The 25,641-nt window shown below is 65.6% G+C and carries 24 protein-coding genes; 5 read left to right on the forward strand and 19 right to left on the reverse strand.

The genetic code is table 11. The features are described 5' to 3' along the window. Positions 1–50 precede the first annotated feature (50 nt). The 10 genes from ACUCV0_RS20585 to ACUCV0_RS20630 form a co-directional block, all read right to left on the reverse strand. Positions 51–1,238 carry an ATP phosphoribosyltransferase regulatory subunit gene (locus ACUCV0_RS20585; RefSeq protein ID WP_059316389.1) on the reverse strand — a complete coding sequence of 396 codons (1,188 nt, stop codon included), beginning with the start codon at positions 1,236–1,238 and terminating at the stop codon, positions 51–53. Positions 1,239–1,493: 255 nt separating this feature from the next. Beyond that, positions 1,494–2,363, reverse strand: coding sequence for a protease modulator HflC (gene hflC, locus ACUCV0_RS20590; protein ID WP_017642910.1), 870 nt, complete (start codon positions 2,361–2,363; stop codon positions 1,494–1,496). Next, a complete protein-coding gene (gene hflK, locus ACUCV0_RS20595; RefSeq protein WP_271653209.1) occupies positions 2,363–3,550 on the reverse strand; it encodes an FtsH protease activity modulator HflK in 1,188 nt (395 codons plus the stop codon). The genes hflC and hflK overlap by 1 nt, the downstream gene beginning before the upstream one ends. Positions 3,551–3,648: 98 nt before the next feature. After that, positions 3,649–4,953 (reverse strand): ribosome rescue GTPase HflX, encoded by a 1,305-nt coding sequence (gene hflX, locus ACUCV0_RS20600; protein WP_271653210.1) that lies wholly within the window; start codon positions 4,951–4,953, stop codon positions 3,649–3,651. Positions 4,954–4,973: 20 nt separating this feature from the next. Next, on the reverse strand, positions 4,974–5,219 hold the full coding sequence (hfq, locus tag ACUCV0_RS20605) for an RNA chaperone Hfq (RefSeq protein ID WP_007161156.1): 246 nt from the start codon (positions 5,217–5,219) through the stop codon (positions 4,974–4,976). A gap of 87 nt (positions 5,220–5,306) precedes the next feature. After that, a complete protein-coding gene (gene miaA / locus ACUCV0_RS20610) occupies positions 5,307–6,287 on the reverse strand; it encodes a tRNA (adenosine(37)-N6)-dimethylallyltransferase MiaA (protein ID WP_313649517.1) in 981 nt (326 codons plus the stop codon). A gap of 42 nt (positions 6,288–6,329) precedes the next feature. Beyond that, a complete protein-coding gene (gene mutL / locus ACUCV0_RS20615) occupies positions 6,330–8,228 on the reverse strand; it encodes a DNA mismatch repair endonuclease MutL (protein ID WP_482213553.1) in 1,899 nt (632 codons plus the stop codon). Next, positions 8,221–9,651: an N-acetylmuramoyl-L-alanine amidase gene (locus ACUCV0_RS20620; RefSeq protein WP_059316394.1), complete on the reverse strand. Its 1,431-nt coding sequence runs from the start codon at positions 9,649–9,651 to the stop codon at positions 8,221–8,223. Before ACUCV0_RS20620 ends, mutL begins: the two co-directional genes overlap by 8 nt. A 178-nt stretch (positions 9,652–9,829) precedes the next feature. Further along, entirely contained in the window at positions 9,830–10,291 is a 462-nt protein-coding gene (gene tsaE / locus ACUCV0_RS20625; RefSeq protein WP_059316395.1) for a tRNA (adenosine(37)-N6)-threonylcarbamoyltransferase complex ATPase subunit type 1 TsaE, read from the reverse strand. Continuing rightward, the gene (locus ACUCV0_RS20630; RefSeq protein ID WP_482213554.1) at positions 10,279–11,766 is read right to left on the reverse strand and encodes an NAD(P)H-hydrate dehydratase; all 1,488 of its coding nucleotides are present in this window, start codon (positions 11,764–11,766) and stop codon (positions 10,279–10,281) included. The genes tsaE and ACUCV0_RS20630 overlap by 13 nt, the downstream gene beginning before the upstream one ends. 61 nt (positions 11,767–11,827) lie before the next feature. On the opposite strand from ACUCV0_RS20630, the gene queG reads away from it, so the two are divergent. Beyond that, entirely contained in the window at positions 11,828–12,892 is a 1,065-nt protein-coding gene (gene queG / locus ACUCV0_RS20635) for a tRNA epoxyqueuosine(34) reductase QueG (protein ID WP_482213555.1), read from the forward strand. A 16-nt stretch (positions 12,893–12,908) separates the two neighbouring features. Here queG and ACUCV0_RS20640 read toward each other — a convergent pair whose 3' ends face one another. The 6 genes from ACUCV0_RS20640 to ACUCV0_RS20665 form a co-directional block, all read right to left on the reverse strand. Next, positions 12,909–13,589, reverse strand: coding sequence for a DUF2931 family protein (locus ACUCV0_RS20640; protein ID WP_482213556.1), 681 nt, complete (start codon positions 13,587–13,589; stop codon positions 12,909–12,911). Positions 13,590–13,600: 11 nt separating this feature from the next. Then, on the reverse strand, positions 13,601–14,290 hold the full coding sequence (locus ACUCV0_RS20645) for a DUF2931 family protein (protein ID WP_482213557.1): 690 nt from the start codon (positions 14,288–14,290) through the stop codon (positions 13,601–13,603). Further along, positions 14,287–16,167, reverse strand: coding sequence for a PAAR domain-containing protein (locus ACUCV0_RS20650; protein WP_482213558.1), 1,881 nt, complete (start codon positions 16,165–16,167; stop codon positions 14,287–14,289). Before ACUCV0_RS20650 ends, ACUCV0_RS20645 begins: the two co-directional genes overlap by 4 nt. 97 nt (positions 16,168–16,264) lie before the next feature. Then, positions 16,265–16,879: a trimeric intracellular cation channel family protein gene (locus tag ACUCV0_RS20655; RefSeq protein ID WP_059316956.1), complete on the reverse strand. Its 615-nt coding sequence runs from the start codon at positions 16,877–16,879 to the stop codon at positions 16,265–16,267. Between the two features lie 16 nt (positions 16,880–16,895). Continuing rightward, positions 16,896–17,444 carry an oligoribonuclease gene (orn, locus tag ACUCV0_RS20660; RefSeq protein WP_059316402.1) on the reverse strand — a complete coding sequence of 183 codons (549 nt, stop codon included), beginning with the start codon at positions 17,442–17,444 and terminating at the stop codon, positions 16,896–16,898. Positions 17,445–17,494: 50 nt separating this feature from the next. Beyond that, positions 17,495–18,265 (reverse strand): class I SAM-dependent methyltransferase, encoded by a 771-nt coding sequence (locus ACUCV0_RS20665; protein WP_271653221.1) that lies wholly within the window; start codon positions 18,263–18,265, stop codon positions 17,495–17,497. A 94-nt stretch (positions 18,266–18,359) separates the two neighbouring features. Here ACUCV0_RS20665 and rsgA point away from each other — a divergent pair, with 94 nt between their 5' ends. Next, a complete protein-coding gene (rsgA, locus tag ACUCV0_RS20670; protein ID WP_271653222.1) occupies positions 18,360–19,382 on the forward strand; it encodes a small ribosomal subunit biogenesis GTPase RsgA in 1,023 nt (340 codons plus the stop codon). Between the two features lie 45 nt (positions 19,383–19,427). Here rsgA and ACUCV0_RS20675 read toward each other — a convergent pair whose 3' ends face one another. The 3 genes from ACUCV0_RS20675 to motA all read right to left on the reverse strand — a co-directional run bounded on the left by ACUCV0_RS20675 (position 19,428) and on the right by motA (position 22,205). Beyond that, positions 19,428–20,027 (reverse strand): nitroreductase family protein, encoded by a 600-nt coding sequence (locus tag ACUCV0_RS20675; protein ID WP_482213559.1) that lies wholly within the window; start codon positions 20,025–20,027, stop codon positions 19,428–19,430. Positions 20,028–20,190: 163 nt separating this feature from the next. After that, the gene (locus ACUCV0_RS20680) at positions 20,191–21,354 is read right to left on the reverse strand and encodes a flagellar motor protein MotB (protein ID WP_482213560.1); all 1,164 of its coding nucleotides are present in this window, start codon (positions 21,352–21,354) and stop codon (positions 20,191–20,193) included. Further along, positions 21,354–22,205, reverse strand: a complete 852-nt coding sequence (gene motA, locus ACUCV0_RS20685; protein WP_059316407.1) for a flagellar motor stator protein MotA — start codon at positions 22,203–22,205, stop codon at positions 21,354–21,356. The genes ACUCV0_RS20680 and motA overlap by 1 nt, the downstream gene beginning before the upstream one ends. A gap of 117 nt (positions 22,206–22,322) precedes the next feature. Here motA and ACUCV0_RS20690 point away from each other — a divergent pair, with 117 nt between their 5' ends. From ACUCV0_RS20690 to asd, 3 genes are read left to right on the forward strand one after another with little or no spacing between them, the layout of a single operon-like run. After that, positions 22,323–23,840 (forward strand): HDOD domain-containing protein, encoded by a 1,518-nt coding sequence (locus ACUCV0_RS20690; protein WP_482213561.1) that lies wholly within the window; start codon positions 22,323–22,325, stop codon positions 23,838–23,840. A 56-nt stretch (positions 23,841–23,896) separates the two neighbouring features. Continuing rightward, entirely contained in the window at positions 23,897–24,709 is an 813-nt protein-coding gene (locus ACUCV0_RS20695; protein ID WP_313649619.1) for a rhodanese-like domain-containing protein, read from the forward strand. 16 nt (positions 24,710–24,725) lie between these two features. Continuing rightward, complete coding sequence (asd, locus tag ACUCV0_RS20700; protein WP_313649620.1) at positions 24,726–25,634, forward strand: archaetidylserine decarboxylase; 909 nt, start codon at positions 24,726–24,728, stop codon at positions 25,632–25,634. Positions 25,635–25,641: the final 7 nt, after the last annotated feature.

A 25,641-nucleotide genomic window follows, 5' to 3' on the forward strand; every position in this document is an offset into this window, starting at 1 on the left:
GTCGGCCAGGCCGACGATGCTCACGTTCACCCGGATGCCAGATCCGGTGTTTAGGAATTCAAGGGCACCACGACCCAGGCGCCCTGCTGCTCGACCAGACGGCGATCGCAGCCCGAGCTGTGCAGCTGGTCCGCGTCGTCATGGCCGGTAGCCTGGACCACCCGCTCGCCCGCGGCACGCAATTCACGCACGGCCTGCCAGAGTACCGGCGCATGGCCTGCTGGCGCCCAGATGCCGCGGCGCGGCTCGTCCAGCACGGCGGTGCCCAACTCGACGAGGGTCTTCAGGTCGGTGGAGAAGCCGGTAGCGGGCCGCGAACGACCGAAGTCGGCGCCGATGTTGTCATAGCGCCCGCCCTGGGCGATGGATTGCCCGGTGCCAGGCACGAAGGCGGCAAAGACCACGCCGGTGTGATAGTGATAGCCACGCAGCTCGCCCAGATCGAAATACAGCGGCACGCCCGGGAAACGACCCTTTAGCGATTCGGCCAGAGCGATCAGTTCGTCCAGCGACTGCAGGACGCCTGCGGGCGCACCCGTCAGCCGCTGGCGCGCCTGGTCGAGCACCGCGGCATCGCCGCTGAGCTCAGCCAGGGCACGCAGCCAGCCGCGCTCGGCGGCGGGCAACTCGGCGGTCAGCTCGGCGATCTCGTCCACCGCCTTGCGCTGCAGGGCATCGAACAACTGCTGCTCGCTGGCGCCGGAAACACCGGCTGCCTGGCACAGGCCGCGATAGATCCCCACATGCCCTAGATCCATGTGGACGTCAGGCACCTGGGCCTGCTCGAGCACGTCGAGCATCAGGCTGATGACCTCGAGATCGCCCTCGCTGCCGGGCACGCCATAGAGCTCGGCGCCAACCTGGATCGGACTGCGCGAGGTGGACAATGCCCGCGGACGGGTATGCAGCACGCTGCCGGCATAGCACAGCCGGCTAGGGCCGCTCTGTTTGAGGCTATGGGCTTCCATGCGCGCCACCTGGGGCGTGATGTCGGAGCGAAAGCCCATGAGGCGACCGGAATTGGGATCGGTCACCTTGAAGGTGCGCAGCTCCAGCTCCTTGGCCGCACCGGTGAGCAGCGATTCCAGGAATTCCAGGTGCGGGGTGATGACGAACTCATAGCCCCAGCAATGGAACAGTTCCAGTACCCGGCGACGAGCACCCTCGATGCGCGCCGCGTCGGGCGGCAGGATTTCCTCGATACCGTCAGGCAGCAGCCAGCGGTCTACCGTAGCCATTAGGCCTCTTCTCCATGTCATGGATCGGCACGCGGCTGCCGAGGTCGGCGCGGTGGATTCCTGGAGAATCCTGCCACCGGATCGAGCCGCTCTGCCGTGGATTGCTACCCGGATCAGCCAGGGCGTCGCCCTTCCACGGGTTTCGTACGGACGCAAAAAAGCCGGGGATGGCCCCGGCTGATTCATGATAACACGAAAAAATCGGCGATCGGGGATGAACGACGAGCGAAGCCTAGTCGCCGCTCATCCCCAACCTCACTGTCCAGGGCTCTGGAAATACTTGAAGAAATCGCTCTTCGGATCGAGCACCAGGACATCGCTCTTGCTGGAGAAGCTGGAGCGATAGGCCTGCAGGCTGCGATAGAAGGAGAAGAACGAAGGATTCTTCGAGTAGGCCTGGGAATACACCTGGGCCGCCTGGGCATCACCCTCACCGCGAGCCTGCTCGGCCTGACGGTAGGCTTCGGCCAGCAGCACGCGGCGCTGACGATCGGCGTCGGCACGGATGCCTTCGGCCAGTTCACGACCCTTGGCGCGGTGTTCACGGGCTTCCCGCTCGCGCTCGGTGCTCATCCGTTCATAGACGCTGCGACTGACTTCCTTGGGCAGGTCGATGGCCTTGACGCGTACGTCGAGCACCTCGATACCCAGCTCCTGATTGGCCATCTTGTTCAGCGCCGCAGTCAGCGAACCGACCATGGCATCACGCTCGCCAGACACCACCTCATGCAGGGTGCGACGACCGAACTGGTCGCGCAGACCTGCTTCCAGGCGGCGCAGCAGGCGCTCGTCGGCGATCTGCTTGAGACCCGAGGTCGCGGTGTAGTAACGATCGGCATTGAAGATGCGCCACTTGGCGTAGGCATCCACCATCACCGCCTTCTTTTCCAGCGTCAGGAAGCGCTGCGTCGGGGTATCCAGCGTCTGCAGGCGCGCATCGAACTTGCGCACCCGGTTGACGTAAGGAATCTTGAAGTGCAGGCCGGGCTCCAGGTTGGGCTCGACCACGCGACCGAAGCGCAGCATTACCGCACGCTCGGTCTCCTTCACCACGAACAGACTGCTCCAGGCCGCAAGGCCCAGAACGACCACGACGATCAGCGCGGCCAGCGATTTATTGCTCATCAGCGGCTCTCCCTCGTACGCGCTTCGGTGGACTGCGGCAGATTGCGAATGACCGAGGCAGCCGTGTCGCTCGACGCCGCCGGGGCAGCGCCACCGCTGATGGCCGAGGTCGGTGCCGGAGCACGGTTCTGCATCAGCTTGTCGAGCGGCAGATAGAGCAGGTTCTGACCGGCCTGACCGGTGACCATGATCTTGCTCGACTGGCCAAGCACTTCCTGCATCGTCTCGATGTACAGACGCTCACGGGTCAGCTGCGGATTGGCCGCGTACTGGACCGCCAGCTGGCTGAAGCGCGAGGCATCACCCTGGGCACGGGCCACGACTTCGTCGCGATAGCCGTTGGCTTCCTCGATGATGCGCTGGGCAGCACCGCGGGCCTCGGGGATCACGCCGTTGGCATAGGCTTCGGCCTGGTTCTTCTCGCGCTGCTCATCCTCGCGAGCACGGATCACGTCGTCGAAGGCTTCCTGAACTTCACGCGGCGCCGCGGCGCTCTGGATGTTCACCTGGGTCACGGTGATGCCGGTCCCGTAGGTATCGAGGAAGCGCTGCAGCCGCTCGCGCACATTGGTAGCGACCTGCTCGCGGCCATCGGTCAGCAACTGATCCATGGTCGAGGAGCCGGCCACGTGGCGCACGGCGCTGTCGGTCGCCTGCTGCAGGCTGACCTCGGGCTGGTCGACGTTGAGGACGAAGTCCTTGAGGTTGGTGATGCGGTACTGGACGGTCAGCGGCACCTCGACGATGTTCTCGTCCTGGGTCAGCATGGCGCCCTGCTTGCTGTAGGCCCGCTCACGGGTCACGTTTTCCTGGTACTTGGTCTCGAAGGGCGGGAAGTAGATGTTCAGGCCGGGCCCTACCGTCTCATGGTATTTGCCCAGGCGCAGCACCACTGCCTGCTCCTGCTCGTCCACGACGTAGACGGCGTTGTACAGCCAAAGCGCGCCGATCAGCAGTACGCCCAGGAGCAGCAAGCCTTTGCCGCCCCCCGAACCGAGGCTGTCGCCGCCGCTGCCACCGGAACGCTTCTTGCCGCCGACCAGGCGATTGATGCGGTCCTGAAATTTACGCAAGGCTTCGTCGAGATCCGGCGGCCCCTTGCGTCCACCATTGCCGCCACCGTTGTTGTTGCGGCCGCCCCAGGGGTCTTGATTGTTCGAGTTGCCACCGGGCTCGTTCCAAGCCATAGCGCTCTCCCTACTGATAACGCGAAAGCGCGCCGAAATGGCGCGCCGACCAATGCTACCGGATGGCCCCTGCCCGAACAAAAGCGCCGAGCGGGGGTTTATTGCAAAACATGTTGCTGGATAAAGACTTCCGGCTCTTCACCGGCCCGGCTGAGCAATCGATTGAGTTCGGCGCGGGGTACTCGTACAGACAACAGGATGTTGCCTTCGTCATCGTGATCGTCCTGCCTGACCACGCCCAGCTCGAACAGCTGGGCACGCAGCCGGGCATGCCGTTGGGGCAGGCGCAGCACGCCGACGAAGAGATCCTCGCCAAGCAATTCGGCGACGGCCTGACCGACCAGCTCCAGACCCCGACCTTCGCGCGCCGACACCCAGACCCGGATCGGACGGCCGGTTTCGTCGTCGCGCTGGATATGCGGCTCGACCCCGTCGAGCAGGTCGAGCTTGTTGTAGATCTCCAGCATCGGCAGCTCATCAGCCCCGATCTCGTGCAGCACCGCCTCGACCTGCTCGATCTGCAGCTGGCGATCGTCCTCGTGGGCATCGATCACGTGCAGCAGGAGATCGGAGTTGCTGGATTCCTCCAGCGTCGCACGAAAGGCTTCCACCAGCTTGTGTGGCAGATGGCGGATGAACCCCACGGTATCGGCCAGCACGATCGGCCCCAGATCCGGCAGCTCCAGACGGCGCAGGGTGGGATCCAGGGTGGCGAACAGCAGGTTGGCGGCGTAGACACCGGATTCGGTCAGGCTGTTGAACAGGGTGGACTTGCCGGCGTTGGTGTAGCCGACCAGGGACACCGAGGGGATCTCGGCACGGCGGCGCCCGCGACGGGCCTGCTCGCGTTGGCTGCGCACCTTGTCCAGGCGCTGGCGGATCTGGCGGATGCGGATCCGCAGGAGACGGCGGTCGGTCTCCAGCTGGGTTTCACCCGGACCGCGCAGACCGATACCGCCCTTCTGGCGTTCGAGGTGGGTCCAGCCGCGTACCAGCCGCGTGCTCATGTGCTCGAGTTGGGCGAGCTCCACCTGCAGCTTGCCCTCGTGGGTCCGGGCGCGCTGGGCGAAGATATCGAGAATGAGGCCGGTGCGGTCCAGGACGCGGCACTCGAAGGCTTTTTCGAGATTACGTTCCTGACTGGGCGTGAGGTCATGGTTGAAGATGACCAGATCGGCGGCATGGGCGTGCACCTGATCGTGCAGTTCCTCGACCTTGCCGGTGCCGATAAGAAAACGCGCGGTCGGCTGGCTGCGATTCACCGTGACGAAAGACACGGTCTCCGCACCCGCCGATCGCGCGAGTTCGAGAAACTCCTGAGGATCTTCGCGCGCCTCGGGATGCAGGCCTTCCAAATGGACCAGAATGGCCCGCTCACCACCTTCGTGACGCTCGAAGAACAACAGGGCGCTCCTCTTGTTATTTATTCGCTATCCGACTCGCTCGTCTCGGAGCTGGGCAGACGGACCGGGCGGCTCGGCACCACGGTGGAGATTGCATGCTTGTAGACCATCTGGCTCACGGTGTTCTTGAGCAGAATCACGAACTGGTCGAAGGACTCGATCTGACCCTGCAGCTTGATACCGTTGACGAGATAGATGGAAACCGGAACGCGCTCTTTACGCAGGGTGTTCAGGTAAGGGTCTTGTAGCGAATGCCCTTTTGACATCGTGTCGCTCTCCTAAAGAAATGAAAATACCGATCTGGCGACATGCCAGTTTCCGCTGCCCACCATGGACACGCGGACAAAAACGATTCAGCTGCGGGGCGATATGGTGGCGCCGGCCAGGCATTTCAAGATCCGTGGCAGATTGTCACAAGCCAGGCTGTCGAAGGTGTTCGCGGCGGGCCAGCCACGTAACCAGGTCAACTGCCGCTTCGCCAACTGCCGCGTCGCCGCTACGCCACGCGCCACCATCTCCTCCCGCGAGCATTCCCCTTCGAGGAACTCCCACACCTGACGATAGCCCACGGATCGCATGGAGGGCAGACCAAGATGCAGATCGGGACGTTCCCGCAAGGCTGAGACTTCGTCGATGAGGCCCTGTTCCAGCATCAGGCGGAAGCGCTCGGCGATACGCGCATGGAGCACCTCACGCCGCGCAGGCGCCAGGATCAATTGGGCAACAGTATAGGGTAATTGCGTCTGGGGCGCCCCGTTCGAATCGGCATTGGCGCGCAATTGCAGCGCGCGATGCTCGGTCATTGAGCGGCCGCTGACCCGGAACACCTCCAGCGCGCGCAAGAGACGCTGGGGATCATTGGGATGAATGCGTGCCGCCGACACCGGATCGACCTCGGCCAATTGCCGATGGATCTCACCCCAACCTGCCGCAGCCGCCTGGGCTTCGATCTCGGCGCGCACCGCTGCATCGGCGCTGGGCATGTCGGCCAGGCCTTCGAGCAGGGCCTTGAAGTAGAGCATGGTGCCACCTACCAGCAGAGGGATGCGGCCGGCGGCGGTGATTTCGGCCATGGCGGCCAGGGCATCGGTGCGAAATTCGGCGGCGGAATAGCTCTCGGCCGGATCGCGAATGTCCACCAGCCGGTGCGGGTGGGCGGCCAGCAGCTCGGCGCTGGGCTTGGCGGTGCCTATGTCCATGCCGCGATAGATGAGCGCCGAATCGACACTGATCAGCTCGACGGGCAGCAGCCGTGCCAGCTCGATGGCGAGGTCGGTCTTGCCGGAGGCGGTCGGCCCCATGAGAAAGATGGCGGGCGGCAGGGGGGCGGTCATGAGGGAGTCTCGAAGGGCGCCGCGCAGCACGCAGCGGAGCGGTCAACGGCCGCGCAGGAAGAGTTTGTCCAGATCGTCCAGGCTGAGCTGGGCCCAGGTGGGACGGCCGTGGTTGCATTGGCCGCTGCGCTCGGTGGTTTCCATGTCACGCAGCAAGGCATTCATCTCCGGCAGGGTCAGCCGGCGGTTGGCGCGCACCGAGCCGTGGCAGGCCATGGTGCCGAGCAATTCGTTGAGGTGCGCCTGGATACGATCGCTGGTGCCATAGTCGAGCAGATCGGCGAGTACATCCTGCACCAGCCGCGCGGCCTGGGCCTGCTTGAGCAGCGCGGGGATCTGGCGGATGGCCAGGGTTTCGGGGCCCAGGCGCTGCAGTTCGAAGCCGAGGCGCTCGAACCACTGGCCGTGCTCTTCGGCGCAGTCGGCCTCGCGCTCGCTGACCGCCAGGGATTCCGGCACCAGCAGCGGCTGGCCGCGCAGGCCTTCGCTGGCCATGGCTACCTTAAGGCGCTCGTAGGTGATGCGCTCGTGGGCGGCGTGCGTGTCCACCAGGATCAGGCCCTGGGCGTTCTCGGCCAGGATGTAGATGCCCTTGAGCTGGGCCAGGGCATAGCCCAGCGGTGGAACGTCGCCCTGCTCTGCCGGCAGGGACGCAGCCTCGGCACCCTCTGGCAGCGGCGCGAAAAAGGCCTTGTAGGCGCTCTGCACCTCGGCCACCGGCGCGCCCGCATAGGGCTGCGGGGTGGGCGCGTAATGCGCGGCGCCACCCGATCCGCCACCATTGGCGAAAGGCTGGGCAGGTGGCGCAGGACTGTCGTGCAAGACGGCGGCGGCCAGGCGCATCTCGCCTTGGGGACCGAATTCACCGGCGGCCGGACCACTCAGGGGCGCCGGCGCCGTGGGCGCCACCACGGCGAGCTGGTCGTCCGGGCGGATGTCGCCCAGGGCGCGGTGCAGAGTGCCGTAGAGGAAGTCGTGCACCTGGCGACTGTCGCGGAAGCGCACCTCGTGCTTGGTGGGATGGACATTGACGTCCACCGTCGCCGGATCCACTTCGAGGAACAGCACGAAGGCCGGGTGACGACCGTTGTAGAGAACATCGCGATAGGCCTGGCGCACCGCATGGGCGACCAGCTTGTCGCGCACCATGCGGCCATTGACGTAGAAGTACTGCAGATCCGCCTGACTGCGGGAGAAGGTCGGCAGACCGACCCAGCCCCAGAGGCGCAGGCCGTTGCGCTCGTGCTCCAGCGGCAGGGCCTGTTCGAGAAAGGCTGGGCTGCAGACCGCGCCGACCCGGCGGCCCTGGCTCTGCGGATCGCCGGCCGGATGCAAGGCCAGCACGCTCTTGCCGTTGTGTCTCAGATGAAAACCCACGTCGAAGCGCGCCAGCGCCAGGCGCCGCACCACTTCCTGCAGGTGATCGAATTCGGTCTTCTCGGCGCGCAGGAATTTGCGTCGCGCCGGAGTGTTGAAGAAGAGGTCGCGCACCTCCACCGAGGTGCCTTGGGGATGGGCGGCGGGTTGTACCCGCGGCTGCATCTCGCGGCCTTCGGTCTCCACCTGCCAGGCCTGGTCCTCGCCCCGGTAGCGCGAGGTCAGGGTGAGGCGCGAGACCGAGCTGACCGAGGCCAGGGCTTCGCCGCGAAAGCCCAGGCTGGTGACACTTTCCAGTTCGTCCAGGTGGTAGATCTTGCTGGTGGCGTGGCGCGCCAGGGCCAGCGGCAGGTCGTCCGCCGGGATGCCATGGCCGTCGTCGCGGATACGCAGCAGCTTGACCCCGCCCTGCTCCACTTCGATATCGATGCGCCGAGCACCCGCGTCCAGGCTGTTCTCCAGCAACTCCTTGGCCACCGAGGCAGGCCGTTCGACCACCTCGCCGGCAGCGATCTGGTTGGACAGCCGCGGGCTGAGCAGCTGGATGCGCCGGGGTTCAGTCATTGCTGGCCGCCAGTTCGTGGGTGGGGATGGTCAGGACCTGGCCGGAGCGGATGCGGTCGCCCTTGAGCCGATTGGCGGCGCGCAGGGTACTCAGATCGACATCATAGCGGCGTGCGATCAGGCTCAGGCTCTCGCCGGGCTGTACGCGATGCTGGTCGATGCCGCGCACGATGCCGACCTTGCCGCCCCGCTGCTCGCGCTGCCAAGCCAGGTAGGTACCTGGCGGCGGGCGGTGCTGGAAGTACTGCACGATACCGGCCTGGATCTGCCGGGCGAGCAGGCCCTGATGCGCGGGACTGGCCAGCTTTGCCGACTCATTGGCATTGGTGATGAAGCCGGTCTCCACCAGAATCGAGGGGATATCCGGCGACTTCAGCACCATGAAGCCGGCCTGCTCCACCCGCGAATGCAGGAGCTTGGTGGCGCGCCCGACCTGACCGAGGATAGTCTGGCCGACCTCCAGGCTGGAGGCCACGGTGGCGGTCATGGACAGGTCCATGAGCACCCCGGCAAGCATGGGATCCTTGTTGTCCAGGGCATCGGACACGCCACCGACCTGGTCGGAGCGGTTTTCCGCATCGGCCAGCCAGCGCGCGGCCTCGGAAGTGGCTCCACGCTGGGACAGGGCGAAGACGGTGACACCTTCGGCGCTGGCGCTGGGCGCCGAGTCGGCATGGATGGAAATAAACAGGTCGGCGCCCTTCTTGCGAGCGATGACCTGCCGCTGCCGCAGCGGAATGAAGTAGTCGCTGGTGCGGGTCAGCTCGGCGCGAAAGCCCTTCTGCCGGTTGAGATTGGCCTGCAGCTGCTTGGCGATGGCCAGCACCACGTTCTTCTCGTAGAGCCGGCCGCGACCGATGGCGCCCGGGTCTTCGCCGCCGTGGCCGGGATCAATGACCACCACCACGTCGCGCTTGCCGCTGGGACTGGCCGGCAGGCGCGTCGCCGGCTGGGCCGGGGTGACCGGAGTGGCTGGCAGATTGGGCGTGACGGTCGCGGGAATGTCGCTGGTGGCAGGATCGGTGCCCTGGTCGTAGAGGTCGACCACCAGGCGATTGCCGTATTCCTTGTTGGGCGCCAGGGTAAAGCTCTTGGGCGTCAGCGCGCCCTTGGTGTCCAGCACCAGGCGTACCTCGCCCGGGGAGCGCTGGGCCGCCCGCAGCCCGGTGACCGGGGTGTTGCGCAGGGGCTTTTCGTTCAAGCCACCGTCGAGCTGCGCGCCGGACAGGTCGATGACGATGCGGTCCGGGGCACTGAGGGTGAAGACACTGGCCTTGACCGGACCGGTCAGGTCGAACACCAGACGGGTATTGTCAGGCGCGCGCCAGACGCGCATGCCTTTGATCTGGGTGGCGGCCAGCAGCTGACTACTGAGGATCAACAACAACAGGCCGAGTCCCGACCTGAAAAAACGCTTGCGCATGCCTGCGACCGTATAGCTGGAGAACGAGGATCGGCGCCTAAGGCGTGTTTGAAAAGTCGCCGAGCGAAGGTCAGCCAAGAAAAAAATCAGTGAAGAAGCGGAGTTTACGAAGAGTAAATGAGCATTCCGAACTGATTTTCAACACCGCCTGACCGAGCGCCGGCCTTTTCAGACAAGCCTAGGGCGCGAGGGCGGCGCACCAGGCCTCACCGTGAGCCCCCTGGCTAACCAGGCGCAGATCACGACCGTCGGCGCGTGGCGTAATGGTAATGTCCAGGTCCGGCTTTGGCAAAACGCCCTGGCCGCGCTCGGGCCATTCCACCAGGCACAAGGCCTCGGGTGTGAAGTAGTCGCGAATCCCCATGAACTCCAGTTCTTCCGGATCGGCCAGGCGATACAGATCGAAGTGATAGACCGCGCCGCTGGTCAGCTCATAGGGCTCGACCAGGGTGAAAGTGGGGCTCTTGACCGCTCCGGCATGGCCGAGGCCACGCAGGATGCCGCGCGACAGCGTGGTCTTGCCGGCACCCAGGTCGCCGTGCAGATAGAGCACACCACGACCGCCGCTGGCCTGGGCCAGGCGGGCACCCAGGGCATACATGGCGTCTTCGTCGGCGGCGTGCAGGGTCAGTTCAGGCATGGCTGGAGTTCCTCGAGCAACTGGCGGGCGACCGGGGGCAGATCGCTGGCAGCGAGACCGCGGCCCTGGCGACCCAGCTCGGCACCGGCACGACCGTGCAGCCAGGCGCCCAGGCAGGCGGCCTCGAAGGGGGGCAGCCCCTGCCCCAGCAGGGCGGCGATGATACCGGTGAGAATGTCCCCCAGGCCACCGGTAGCCATCGCCGGATGGCCTTCGCCGCACAGCGCCATGCGCCCATCCGGATGGGCGATCAGGGTGCCGAAGCCCTTGAGCAGTGCCACGCCGCCGTAGCGACGAGCCAGTTCGCGGGCGCTGCCGGGACGATCGGCTTCGATGTCCTTGATCGAGACATCCAGCAGCCGCGCCGCCTCGCCCGGATGGGGTGTCATCACCCAGGGGCCGCGCGGGGACTCGACCACCCCGGCGGCCAGCAGATTGAGGGCATCGGCGTCCCAGACCTGGGCGACGTCCAGCGTCGCGGCGGCACTGGCCAGCGCCTTGCCCCAGGCGCCCTGCCCCAGGCCCGGGCCGACGGCGAGCACATCGGCCTTCTTGGCTAGCTCCAGCACAGCGAAACTGGAATGCACCCCGGCGACCATGACCTCCGGGCGCCGCGCCAGCACCGCGGTGACGTTGGACGGCCGGGTCGCCAGGCTGAGCATGCCCGTGCCGCAGCGTAGCGCCGCCTCGCTGGTCATGATGGCCGCACCCCCGGTGCCTTCATCGCCGCCAATCACCAGCAGATGGCCGTATTGCCCCTTGTGCGCATTGAGCGGTCGCGCCGCCAGCCGCGGCAGGTTACCGGGCGCCAGACGCTGTGCGGTAGCGTGGGCGGGATTCTGCGGCTCTTCGATCAAGGGTTCGAACACCAGGCTGCCGACGTGATCCGGCCCCTTGCCGGTGAACAGTCCGAGCTTGAGACCGATGAAGGTGATGGTCAGGTCGGCTCGCACCAGGGCACCCGCCGCGGCACCGGTGTCGGCATCCAGTCCGGAGGGAAGGTCGATGGCCACCACCGGCAATTCGCTGGCGTTGATCCGTTCGATGGCGCCGGCATAGGGCTCGCGCGCCGCGCCCTTGAGGCCGGTCCCCAGCAGGGCATCGACCACCACGCCGTCCAGCGGTGCGTCCGCGCGCCAGGGCTGGATGTCCACCCCGGCAGCCAGGGCCTCGGCATGGGCCAGGGCGGCATCGCCCTTGAGCCCGGCTGGATCGGCCAGGTACCAGATGCGTGCCTGCCACCCGGCCTTGCGCGCCAGGCTGGCGACCAGATAGCCGTCACCGGCGTTGTTGCCGCCGCCCGCCAGTACGCAGAGCGCGCCGGCGTGAGGCCAGCCATGGCGCAGCGAGCGCCAGGCCGCGGCAGCCGCGCGGCGCATCAATTCGAGACCGGGCAGCCCGCCGGCGATCAGTTGGGCATCGAGATCCCGCACCTGCTTGGCGCTGTAGAGCTGGAACGGCAGTTCGTCGTGCATGCTGGGAAAGCCTCCGGAGTCTGGCAAAATAGGCGGCCCTCCTGCCTGCGCGTTCCCTTCGATGTCCGCTGTCGCCCTCGATCTCGCCGCCCTGGCCGACCTCATCAAAGCATGGGGTCGGGAACTGGGCTTTCAGCAGACCGGCATCGCCGGGCTGGACCTGGCACGTCACGAGGAATATCTGGAGCGCTGGCTGGCCGCCGGTTTCCACGGCGAGATGGACTATATGGCCGCGCACGGCAGCAAACGTTCGCGACCGGCCGAGCTGGTCCCGGGGACCCTGAGGGTCGTGTCCCTGCGCATGGACTACCTTCCCGGCGACACCCGCATGAGCGAGCGTCTGGCCGACGGCGCTGCGGCCTACATCTCGCGCTACGCCCTGGGCCGCGATTACCACAAGCTGATCCGCAAGCGCCTGCAGCAGCTGGCCGAGCGCATCCAGGGCGAGATCGGCCCCTTCGGCTATCGCGCCTTCGTCGACAGCGCGCCGGTGTTGGAAAAGGCCATCGCCGAACAGGCCGGTCTGGGCTGGATCGGCAAGAACACCCTGGTGCTCAATCGCAAGGCCGGCAGCTGGTTCTTTCTGGGCGAACTCTTCGTCGACGTGCCCCTGCCGGTCGACGAACCCACCCCGCGCGACCACTGCGGCACCTGCCACGCCTGCCTGGACATCTGCCCGACCCAAGCCTTCGTCGGCCCCTATCAGCTCGACGCCCGGCGCTGCATCTCCTACCTGACGATCGAGTTCAAGGGCTCCATCCCGCTGGAGCTGCGGCCACTGATCGGCAATCGGGTGTTTGGCTGCGACGACTGTCAGCTGGTCTGCCCCTGGAATCGCTTCGCCAAGCCCACCGCCGAAGGCGACTTCAAGCCACGCCACGGCCTGGACAGCGCCAGCCTGGCCGAGCTCTTTCGCTGGACCGAAGCCGAATTCCTCAGCCGCACCGAAGGCTCGCCGCTACGCCGCGCCGGCTACGAGCGCTGGCTGCGCAACCTGGCCGTGGGCCTGGGCAATGCGCCGACCAGCATCCCCGTGCTGGAAGCCCTGAAGCTGCAGCGCGAACATCCCTCTCCCCTGGTGCGTGAGCACGTGGAATGGGCGCTGCAGCGGCACGGCGAGGCCTGAGCGGCAGGCTAGAAGTTCAGGGCCCTACCGTGGTGTAAGGGATCGGTGCCCACCAGCTGCCGTAGGGGACGCCGTACTTATCGACATAGCTTTTGACCACCGGCGACAGCGGCCGGTACTTGCCGTTGGATTTGCCGCCATAGGGCCCCTTGGGCTCGATCTCGGCTTGGAGGGTCAGGACTTCGATGGGATCGAGGCACGGCCCCATGATCCAGACCTTGACCACCCCGCCGGGCGCCAAGCCGATGGTAAGGTCCTTACGATAATCCGAGGTGCGACCACTGACCGGACACTCGGCTGGTAGACGCTCGACCATTTTTTCCCTGGCCCAATCAGGGATGGTGAAAAGCGCGTGATAGGTTTGAGGTTCGACCATGGATTGCCAGCGTAGGGATACGACATAGGGCAGATCCAGGCCGGTCAGAGTCCGGCCTTTGCCTGAGCCGATTCTTTCTGGCCAACCCTCTGCGCGAATCGCCAGATTTTCAGGTTTGCCATAAGACACTACTCCCCCCATGGCATTGGGAAAGAGGCGTCCGCTGTTATCACCAATATTGGCTTGCTCCAACCAGACTTCCATGTAGTTGGGCGCTAGAAAGCCCAGGTACCAGGCGTCATAGGGCAGCTTGTTCGCGGCGTCAGACTGACAACCTGCCAGGCCCAGTAGCAGGACGAGAGACAGCAGCCAGCGACTCATTGCCCAACTGTTCATGGCCCAACCGTGGTGTAAGGGATCGGCGCCCACCAACTGCCGTAGGGGACGCCGTACTTGTCGATATAAGCCTTGGTGACCTCGGTCAGCGGCAGGGCGTACTGGCCGTTCATGCGGCCCTGATCAGGCCCCTTAGGCTCGACCTCGGCCTGCAGAGTCAAGACCTCGATAGGATCCAGGCAAGGGCCCATGATCCACACCTTGACGACACCGCCCGGCGCTAGCCCGATGGTGAGGTCCTTACGATAATCCGAGGTGCGACCACTGACTGGGCATTCAGCGGGCAGGCGTTCGAGCATTTTTTTCCGTGCCCAGGCAGGAATGGCAAATACCGCCTGATAGGTCTGAGGCTCAACCAGGGATTGCCAGCGCACAGCAACCATATAGGGCAAATCTAATCCGGTCATGTAGCGGCCTTTACCCGAACCGATTCTCCTAGGCCAGCCCTTGGCAGTTGCCGATAGACTCGCAGGTTGCCCCATAGCCACCACGCCGCCCATGGCATTGGGAAAAAAGCGGCCATCAATGTCGCTGATATTGGCCTGCTCCAGCCAGATCTGCATGTAGTTGGGTGCCAAAAAGCCCAAGTACCAAGCGTCATAGGGCAACCTGGATTTGGGCATGGCATTGGATTGGCAGCCAGCCAAACCAAGCGCCAGGATGAGGTACAGCAGCCAACGGCTCATTCGGGATAGCCTGCTTGGGGACGATTGGGATAGACGCTGCGGCGACCAGTCGCCGTAGGGGCATTGACGAAGAAGATGGCCAAATCACTACGATCTTTACCCAATAGTGCGTTCCAGTGAGCGGAAAGATGCACATAACGACCGAACAGCAGGCGGGCCTCGGCCTGGTCGATATGTAATGGAGCACCCTGCGCGTAGGCCTGCAACTTAGCCGCGATACCTTGTAATTCATCAGGAATCGCTAAGGCTGCCGTCACAGGAATCGGGGAAAGAGCTACATCATGATCAATAGCGAGTCGATGCATGATACGTAAGTAAATCAACGACAGCTCGCCGCGAACTCGGCGTTCCAGGCGGATCGCGGCGATAACTTCGGTTTCCGGCAGATTGCCGCGAGTTCGTGGCAAGTTATTTCGCCAGGTATCAATTTCCAATGTAGTGGTGCCCGGCTCATACCAAGGCTCTCGTTGAAATTGCGCTAGCTCGAGTTGGGCCTGGCGATAACTCCAGGCCGCATGACTGTCGGTACCATAGCGCTCGCGTGAGGCGCGCGGCCGGGTCAAGAGCAGGCGTTCGGTCATCTCGGGCGCATAGCCCCCACCTAAGTCGGCATGAGCACCCGGCAGGGCGATTTCTTGATGCTGGGGCGCAACACTTGTAAGGGCGAAGTTACGCCGGTGCTCGTCATGGGCAACCAGATGCACCACCTTGTCGGCACATCCTGCCGGCAGATAGAGGTTGACGCCGGGGTTGGCGATATCGGTTGGGGTAAAGTCCCCTCGCCTGGGATCCGCTATGGCCGTGACGGTATCGAACAGGCCGATGAAGTTGAGCCTGACCTTGGCGCTCTGCCACGAAAAGCACTTGGCCAAACCCCTTGCAGCAATACCGCCGCCAGCCTTGAGCACCTCGTTTGCGAAGTGGCGTGCAGCCGCAGCGCCGCGGCTAAAGCCAAAAACATCGAACTTGATGGCTTCAACGACGACATTGGGGTTGATGCGCTTGAATTGATCGTAGCGCTCACCGAACGCGACTGGAAACGTCTGAACGCACCCCAGCACACCACTGGCACCCAAACCCGTCCCCATGGACAAGGCGCTATCAGGTTGTCCGGCTCGAGTGCCGATACCTTCGATATAGACCGGAATAACCGCTGACTTTTCATCCTGCTCGACGGCACGCTGAGTATCGTCCTGATAGAGCCGATACAACCGCACGATGTTCGTATCGGCATTGGCATAACTGCTGTCCGGGTCACGCATGAACGCCTGGCAGTGCCGAGCGATGCTTTCGGCTTGATCGGCATTAAAACCTTGCTCTTCCGCCCGGCAGGCGGCGCCGATGGTGGCGTTGAAGAGGTTGTTGCCGGTGCCGTCGAAGAAGACGCCGATGCGCAGGGTGATGCGCTGTTCTAGCGGGCGCTCTGCCTGTTCGGCGACTTCATCCCTGGCGACGGATGCGCCTTCCGGGCGTTTGGCAGGCCCCTCGCTACCCTGTCGCTCCCGGTCGCGCAGCGCCGAAGGCCTGCCCTGCCCCGGTGCCAGGCCGGTAGTGCCTGCAAGGCTTGCGCAGGCCGCCTTGGCCGCGCCGCCCCCGCCCCCGCCCCCGCCCAGGCCGATGATGACGCTGCCCGATCCGCCGATCACCACGCCGCCATGGCTGGTAAGGCTGCCGAGCACCGCCGCAGGCCGGCCGTTGATCAGGACAGTAGGGATGACCGCGGCGCTCAGGGCGGCGCCACAGCCGCAGGCATGGCCGAGGGTCGCGGCCGGCAGGCCATCGAAAGAGACATCGGAGGAGCCCTGAACCAGGGCGGTGGCCCCACATTTGGGGCAGGCGACGGCGTCGCCCAGGCGCGCAGCAGGTTTTCCAGACATGACCGATCTCCCTATCGGTAACTGGGCGCCTGAAAATGCCGCACAAAAGGCTCTAGGACAAGGGTTTTAGCGAAGTGTAGCGCAATCTGTCACAGCCCTAGCCGTGGGGATCGTCCGGATAGCTGAAGGTCGGCATCTGCCAGTTGAATCTCAGCGCCAAGAGGCGCAGCAGCAGTCCGGCGCCGAGGGTGATGAGCAGCGCCTGCTCCTCACTCAGCCATTGACGGCAAAGCAGATAGCAACCGGCGGACAGCACCGCCACGCTGGCATAGAGCTCGCGCCTGAGGATCAGGGGCACGTCGTTGCAGAGGATGTCGCGCAGGATGCCGCCGCAGGTGCCGGTGAGGGTACCGCTGACGATGACGATGGCCGGACTCAGGCCCATCTCCAGGGCCACCTGACAGCCGATCACGGTAAAAGCCACCAGGCCCAGGGCGTCGAGTACCAGGAACAGCCGACGCAGATAGCGCATGACCCGGGCGATGGCCACGGTGGCCAGGCCCGCACCGACGGTGAGCGCCAGGTACTCCGGGTGCTTCACCCAGCCGAGCGGATAGTGCCCCAGCAGGACGTCGCGCACCGAGCCGCCGCCCAGGGCGGTGACGCTGGCGATCAGCGCCACGCCGAACAGGTCCATGCCGCGGCGACCGGCGGACAGGGCGCCGGTCATGGCCTCGGCGGTGATGGCGATCAGATAGAGGATGGACAGCAGCACGGCTGCGCGACCATCAGACCTTGATGAAGTGCTCGCGGTAGTGCCGCAGCTCGGCGATGGAATCGCGGATGTCGTCCAGCGCCAGGTGACTACCGCTCTTCTTCACGCCGTCACGCACATGGGGCGCCCAGCGCGCGGCCAGCTCCTTGAGGGTGGAGACGTCCAGGTTGCGGTAGTGGAAGTAGGCTTCCAGCTCCGGCATGCGGCGATAGAGAAAGCGGCGATCCTGGCAGATGCTGTTGCCGCAGATCGGCGATTTGCCCTTGGGCACCCACTGCTGCAGGAATTCCAGGGTCAGGGCCTCGGCCTGGGCGGTATCGACGGTGCTCTCGCGCACCCGCTGGGTCAGCCCCGAACCACCGTGCTGACGAGTGTTCCACTCGTCCATGCCGGCCAGGATCTCGTCCGACTGGTGGATGGCCAGCACCGGGCCCTCGGCCAGCACATTGAGGTCGCTGTCGGTGACGATGGTGGCCATCTCGATGATCACGTCCCGATCCGGATCCAGGCCGGTCATTTCCAGGTCGATCCAGATCAGGTGCTGCGGATTGGGGGTGGTCATGGTGAACTCCTTGATGATGGCACCAGTGTAGCAGTGCGCCTGCCGCGCACCTACCGGCGCCAGAGCAGCAGCCGGCTGCCACGCAGGTCGCCTACTTCCAGCACCCTGTCCGCTGGCTGGCCGGGAATCTCGAAGGTGTTGCTGATTAGCCAGCTGCCGGCCCGCTGCTCCGTGCGAGCCTTGTCGCCCAGGCGTGGCATGGGCGCCGGGGAGAGAAAGCAGTAGACGATGTCGAACTCGCCCAGCTCCACCCGCCAGAGATCGCGATAGCGTACCTGACAGTTATGGCGTGGCAGGCAGCGCAGCCAGGCCAGGGCGAAGCTCAGCGGCGCCGTCTCCACGCCAACGAAGGTGGCCTGCGGAAAGCGCCGTGACAGGTCGACCAGGGTATCGCCCAGGCCGCAGCCGAGGTCGACGAAGCGAAAGCCCGGCTCGCGCTCGGCGAGCAGCTCGGCCAGCCGCTCGCGGGTCTGGCGGCCGGTGAGATAGAGCGGCACCCGCTCGCGCAGACTGTTCCAGTTCAGCAACAGCAGCAGCAGGAAGCCGAGCGCGGCGATACCCGCCGACAGGCCGCGACCACTGACCAGGTAGAGCGCCGGAGCGAACAGCAGATTGATGAAGACCCACCAGCGCGCCAGGCCCAGGCGCTCGCCCAGCAGCGCCGCCAGCACCGCCTGCAGGCACACCAGCAGCAGCAGCGACGGCCGCTGGCCGGTGAAGCCGGCCCACAGCCGTAGCCCGACGACCGCCAGCACCAGGGCGGCCAGTTGCACCAGCACGGCCAGCAACAGGGGATAGCGCGAGGCGAGATGGGCCAGCATGGGGGCTCCAGAGCGACGAGGTGGACCAAGTTTAGGTAATCCGCGAGAGGCGGCCAATGCTAGACTCCTCGACCCTGAAACCTGCGGACTTCCCATGGCCAAACGCCACCTGACCCGTCGCCAGAGCTGGCGGATCGAAAAAATCCAGACTGAACGCGCTGCTCGCGCGGAAAAGCGCGAATCCAAGCTGGTCGACGAACTGGAAGGCGGCGATCTCGGCCCGGAACAACAGGGCCAGGTGATCGCCCACTTCGGCGTTCAGGTGGAGGTCGAAGATGGCGAAGGTCGGCTGCAGCGCTGCCACCTGCGCGCCAACCTGCCGACCCTCGTCACGGGCGACCAGGTGGTGTTTCGCGCCGGCATCCAGGGCAATGGCGTCATCGTCGCCCAGTTGCCGCGCCGTTCGGAGATCTGCCGGCCGGACATGCGCGGTCAGCTCAAGCCGGTGGCGGCCAACGTCGACCGCCTGGTGATCGTCTTCGCCCCGCTGCCCACGCCCCACGCCAATCTCATCGACCGCTACCTGGTGGCCGCCGAGCATGCCGGCATCCAGCCGCTGCTGCTGCTCAACAAGGCCGACCTGATCGACGAGCACAACGGCGCGGCGCTGGACGACCTGCTGGGCATCTACCGCGAGCTGGACTATCCGCTGCTGGAGGTGTCGGCCCACAACGGCCTGAGCATGGACCAGCTCAAGAGCGCCCTGGATGAGCACGTCAGTGTCTTCGTCGGCCAATCCGGCGTGGGCAAGTCGTCGCTGGTGAACGCCCTGCTGCCGGGCGTCGATACGCGCGTCGGGCCGCTGTCCGAGCTGACCAACAAGGGCACCCACACCACCACCACCGCCCGGCTCTTCCACTTCCCCGATGGCGGCGATCTGATCGATTCGCCCGGCATCCGCGAATTCGGCCTCAGCCACGTCAGCCGCGACGACGTCGAGGCTGGCTTCAAGGAATTCGGCGACTACCTGGGCCACTGCCGCTTTCGCGACTGCAAGCACGAGCGCGAACCCGGCTGCGCCCTGCTCGCCGCCCTGGAACGCGGTGATATCCATCCGCAGCGAATGGCCAGTTACCGGCATATCCTGGCCAGCCTCGAAGGCGAATCGCGCTACTGACGAAAACGCCGGGCAAGCCCGGCGTTTTTTATCGATCGACGACTATCAGCCAAAGACGCGGAAGCGCTCGGCATCGTCCATGAAGCCCTTCTCGGGGAAGTCGCCTTCGTTGGAGCCGAAGGGCATCTGGGCGCGCAGGTGCCAGGTGTCGGGCAATTGCCACTCGGCAGCGGCCAGGGCGTCAGGCAGCGGATTGTAGTGCTGCAGGCTGGCGCCGATGCCGGCATTGGCCAGGGCGGTCCACACCGAGAACTGGGCAATGCCGCTGGCCTGCTCCGACCAGATGGGGAAGTTGTCGGCATAGGCGGGATACTTGTCCTGCAGGCCGGCAACGACATGCCGATCCTCGTAGAACAGCACGGTACCGGCGCCGGCCGCGAAGCTGTTGATCTTGCCTTCGGTAGCGGCGAAGGCGTCGGCCGGCACGATCTGCCGCAGCGCCTGCATGACGAAGCCCCAGAACTTGTCGCTCTCGGCGCCGAACAGGATCACCGCCCGCGAGCTCTGCGAATTGAAGGCGGACGGCGACAGCTTGACCGCTTCCTGGATCAGCGCGGTGACCTGATCCTGGGCCAGCGGCAGGTTCTTGCCCAGCGCGTATTGGCTACGGCGGCGCTTGATGGTGTCGATAAAGGCGTTGCTCATCGGGAGGCTCCTGCAAGGGAATCGGAGATCGAGAGACCGCGCGCCAGGGCGCAAGGTGCCCGATCCAGCATGAAACCCCTGCAGCATAACGACCCATCCGCGCCGCAACGGACGAAAAAACCGAACGCTAGCAGCGAATTTTCCTATCGATCGGGGCCGCCGCTCAGGGCTTGCCCTGGATGACGCCGGCATCGAAGGCGTTGACCTGCTGCTTGAAGGCCGCGTTATTGATAGGTTGGGCCAGGTTTCCGGTGGCGGAAACGCCGCCACTGGAGACTCCGCTCCGACTGGCGGCTGGCGCTGAGCCGGCCGCGGGCTTGGGTGCCTGATTGCCCCCGGCCCGTCCTTCGATGGCCTGTTGCGCCTTCTTGGTCAGCACGATGATGTCGATGCGGCGGTTGACCGGATTGAGCGGATGGTCGCGATCGAAGGGTGCCGAAGAGGCATAGCCGACGATCCGCGCCACCTGGTCTTCCGGATAGCCGCCCGCGATCAGTGCCCGCCGCGCTGCGTTGGCCCGGCCGGCGGACAGCTCCCAGTTGCTGAAGTCGCCCTTGCCGTTGTAGCGCGCCGCATCGGTATGGCCGCTGATGCTGATCTTGTTCGGGACCTGGCGAATGGTGTCGGCCATGGCCAGCAGGATGTCCTCGAAGTAGGACTTCAGCCGCGGGCTGCCGGAGTCGAACATCGGCCGGTTGTCGGCGTCGACGATCTGGATGCGCAGGCCATCCTGGGTGATCTCCAGCAGGATCTGGTCCTTGAACTTCTGCAACTCCGGATTCTGCTCGATCTTGTTCTGCAGCTCCTGCAGCAACAGCTCCAGGCGCTCCTTCTCGACCTGCTCGGCGAGTTTTTCCGCCTGGCTCGGATCCATCTTCGCCTGGTTGGCGGCATCCTTCTGCTGCTGCGCGGCGTCGTTGGGCTGGCGCTTGTCGGACGGATCGAGCGCCTGGGTGGGGTCGGGCTCGACGCGATTGGACTCGTTGGGATCGGCACGCTCCTGCATGTCCGGATTGACCTTGTTCTGGGTCGAATCCGGTTGCGCCTGGATCTCGGGGTTCAGGGTGCGATCGGGCGCCGGGGTCGGGGTACCGCCCAGGTCGATGACATAGGGACTGGCGCTCTCGGTAAAGCCGATCGGGTCCTGGAAGTAGCCGGCGATGGCCTTCTTCTGCTCGGGGGTGGCCGAGGACATCAGCCAGAGCACCAGGAAGAACGCCATCATGGCGGTCGCGAAGTCGGCAAAGGCGATCTTCCAGGCGCCACCGTGGTGACCGGCGGCACTCTTCTTGATGCGCTTGACGATGATCGGCTGGTTGTTGTCCATCAGCTGCCCCGCATCGCCTGCTCGAGTTCACTGAAGGACGGCCGGTGCGCCGGGAACAGCACCTTGCGACCGAATTCCACGGCGACGGTGGGCGGCATGCCGCTGGCGGCGGCCACCAGGCAGGCCTTGATAGCCTCCAGCACATTGAGTTCTTCCTTGGCGTCGTGCTCCAGGCAGGTCGCCAGCGGGCCGAAGAAGCCGTAGGCCGCGAGAATGCCGAGGAAGGTACCTACCAGCGCCGCGCCCACGTGACCACCGATGGCCGCCTGGTCGCCCTCGCCAAGCATGCCCATGGTGATCACGATGCCCAGTACCGCGGCCACGATACCGAAGCCGGGCAGGCCGTCGGCGAGGCGGGACACGGCGTGGGAGGGATGTTCCAGGTCCTCCTTGATGCCCGCCAGCTCCATGTCGAACAGGCCTTCCAGCTCGTGGGGCGCCATGTTGCCGGAGGACATCAGCCGCAGGTAGTCGGCGATGTAGGCAGTCATCCGCTCGTCCTTGAGGATGTTCGGAAACTTGCTGAAGATCGGACTGGCCTTGGGATCCTCGACGTCCGCCTCGATGGACATCATGCCCTCGCGCCGGCTCTTGTTGAGGATTTCGTAGAGCAGCTTGAGCACGTCCATGTAGAAGGCGTGGGTGAAGCGATTGCCGAACATTTTCAGCGACTTCTTGAACACCTGCATGAAGGTGCTGCCGGGGTTGGCCTGCAGAAAGGCCCCCAGGGCGGCACCGCCGATGATCAGGACCTCGAGCGGCTGGATGATCGCGGCGATCTTGCCATGCGCGAGGATGTAGCCGCCGAGGACAGCCGCGAATATCACGATGATGCCGATGATTTTTGCCATGGTTGGGAATACTGTGTGCTAAGGAAAATTGAGCCGGGGATTCACCCTCACGCCCCCTTTATCGGACCCGGCGCCCCGGACTGAAGGCCTTTCATCAAATTTCGAGGCGACCGTCGTATGTCAAGCCGCCCAAACACCGTCGAAGACTGGGTCAAACATCTGGAAGGCGTGCGCCTGCCGGTGGCGACCGCCACCGCGGAGCGCCTGCGCCGCAGCCTGGCCGATGGCCGTCTGGCGCTGCATGAAATCGCCGAGCGTCTCTGCGAATCACCGCCGCTGGCGCTGGCCCTGCTGCGCGAGGCCAATCGCGGCCATGCCAGCCTTGGCGATCCCGCGGCCAGCCTCGAAGCCGTGCTCGGCCGCGTCGGCCTGGGCCCGGCGGAATACCTGATCGCTCGCCAGCCCACCCTGTCCGAGGAGCGCCTGCCGCGGCCGCTGCGGCAGCTGTGCCTGGTGAGCCAGCACGCCATGACGCTGGGAATGGGCCTGTTCGGCGTGCCCCTGGCGCGGCTGTGGCCGGACATCCGCCTGGCCGCCCTGCTCTTCCTGGCGCCGCTCTGGCCGCTGGTGACCCGCTACCCCGAACTCTTCGAGGAGTGGGAACGCCGGGTGCTGGGCGAAGGCGAACCGGCGCCGAAGGTCGAGCGCGAGCTGCTGGGCGTACCGGCGATTCGCCTGTGCCAGGCGCTGGCCCGTCACTGGCAGTTGCCCGACTGGATCGTGGAAGGCTACCGCCTGCTGGACGAGGATCGTCGCCAGTTGGTGAGGGCACTGCATATCGCCCATGACGAGGATCCCCTGCAGCACCAGCAGCGACTCGACGAGGATCCCAATCTAAGGCGCTGGCTGACCCATCCGGGCAACACCATCCTTCTCGCCAATGGTCTGGCCCTGGCGAGCCACCACGCCTGGGACGGTGCCCATACCCTGCGCTGGCAACGCTTTAGCGCCCTTTATCTCCAGCTGCCCCTGGCGCGGGTGCAGAGTCGCAGCCACGAACTCGCCGTGCAGGACGCCCGGCGCCATGCCCGGCCTGGTCTCTGGCATCCCGCCGAAGGGCTGCTCTGGCCACCGGGCGAGCGCCGCCTGCGACCAGTGCCCAAGGTACAGGTCGCAGGCGAAAGCCAGGCGCAACGCTGGCGTGGCCTCTGCGAACAACTGCTGCACACCCCCAGTGCCTTCGCCACCCTGCCGCAACTGTTCGATTGCGCCCGCCAGGCCCTGGTGGCCTGCGGTCTGCCCCGACTGCTGCTGCTGACCCCGGATCGCAATGGCCAGAAGGGCAATGTCCAGTTGCATCACGGCCTGGACGACGCCCCCGGCCTGCAACTGGATATCGCCGGCCATCCCCTGCTGGCCAAGCTGTTTGGCAGCCCCGGCCAGCTGCGCATCGACGCCGGCAATCGCACACGGTTCGCCCCGCACCTGCCGGCCGATCTGCGCCGGTTGTTCAGCAATGAGCGGCTTTGGCTGCGCAGCCTGGGCTTTGGCGAACGGGTGGTGCTGCTGGCGATCCTGGACAGCGAACTGGAGCCGGCGGACCCGCGGCGAACCGCCGCGCTGGACAAAACCTTCACCTGCATCGAGCGCGCCATCGCCACCTTTGCCAATCGTTCCAGGGTGCGACCGACCTGACGCTGGCCGGTCAACCTCGGTACACTTCACCTTTGCTACGGACCGACGGGAAATCTGTGATGCCCTTTTCCGCCCTGCCCCTGGTGATCGAGCCGGCCGATCTCGCGGCGCGCCTAGATGCGCCCGAACTCATCCTGGTGGATCTCAGCAGCGCCGCCCACTATGCCGAGGGGCATCTGCCCGGCGCGCGCCATGTCGCGCCCGCCCGCACCCAGCTGGGCACCAAGCCGGCGCCCGGCCTGCTGCCCGCCCAGGCTGACCTGGAACAGCTGTTCGGCGAACTGGGCCAGCGCCCCGAAGCCGTCTATGTGGTCTATGACGACGAAGGCGGTGGCTGGGCCGGACGTTTCATCTGGCTGCTCGACGTCATCGGGCATGGCCACTATCACTACCTCAACGGCGGTCGCCAGGGCTGGATCGCCGCCGGCCTGCCACTGAGCACCGACATGCCTGCCCCGGTCGGCAGCCCGGTCCCCCTGACCCTGCACGAGGAGCCCACCGCCAGTCGCGCCTACCTGCAGAGCCGGCTCGGCGCCGAGGACCTGGCGATCTGGGACGCCCGCGGCGCCGACGAGTATCGCGGCGAGAAGGTGCTGACCGCCCGTGGCGGGCATATCCCCGGGGCGATCAACTTCGAGTGGACCGCCGGCATGGACGCTGCGCGCCAGTTGCGCATCCGTGAGGACCTGGCCGCCGAACTGGAGCGCCTGGGCATCACTCGCGACAAGGAAGTCATCACCCACTGCCAGACCCATCACCGATCCGGCTTCACCTATCTCGCGGCCAAGGCCCTGGGCTATCCGCGTGTCAAAGCCTATGCCGGCTCCTGGGGCGAATGGGGCAACCACCCCGACACGCCCATCGAATGACTGCCAAGGACCTCTCATGAAACTGCAAGACCGACTGTTCATCCTGGCCCAACACCTGCTGCCGCACCACCTGCTGTCGCGGGTGGTCGGCGGTTTCGCCGAGTGCCGCGCGCCCTGGTTCAAGAACCTGCTGACCCGCTGGTTCGTCCGTCACTACGACGTGGACATGCGCCAGGCGCAGGTGGAAGACCCGACCGCCTACGAGAACTTCAACGCCTTCTTCACCCGTGCCCTCAAGCCCGGTGCCCGCCCGCTGCCAGCCGAGCCCGGCGTGGTGGTCAGCCCCAGCGACGGCGCCATCAGCCAGCTCGGTCGCATCGAGCATGGCCGCATCTTCCAGGCCAAGGGTCACAGCTACAGCCTGCTGGAGCTGCTAGGCGGCGACGGCCTGCGCGCCGCGCCCTTCATGGGCGGCCATTTCGCCACCATCTATCTGTCGCCCAAGGACTACCACCGGGTGCACATGCCGCTCACCGGCACCCTGAAGGAGATGGTCTATGTGCCCGGACGCATCTTCTCGGTCAATCAGCTCACCGCCGAGAACGTGCCCGAGCTGTTCGCGCGCAACGAGCGGGTGGTCTGCATCTTCGACACCGCCGTGGGCCCCATGGCGGTCATCCTGGTCGGCGCCATGATCGTCGCCAGCATCGAGACGGTCTGGGCCGGCCTGGTCACCCCGCCCAAGCGTGAACTCAAGCGTTTCGCCTACGACGAAGCGGCTCGTGCACCCATCACCCTGCGCACGGGCGACGAGTTGGGTCGCTTCAAACTGGGCTCCACCGCCATCGTGCTGTTCGGTCCGGAGGCGGTGAATTGGTCCGCTGAACTCGGCGCGCTGTCTACCGTCAACATGGGTCAACTGCTGGGGGTTCCGACCACGCCCGCCCCCTTGACCACCGTTTCCGAGCCAGGGCCTCTCGCCTAGATGCGCG

It is taken from the genome of Pseudomonas sp. VMV1 (assembly GCF_056790235.1).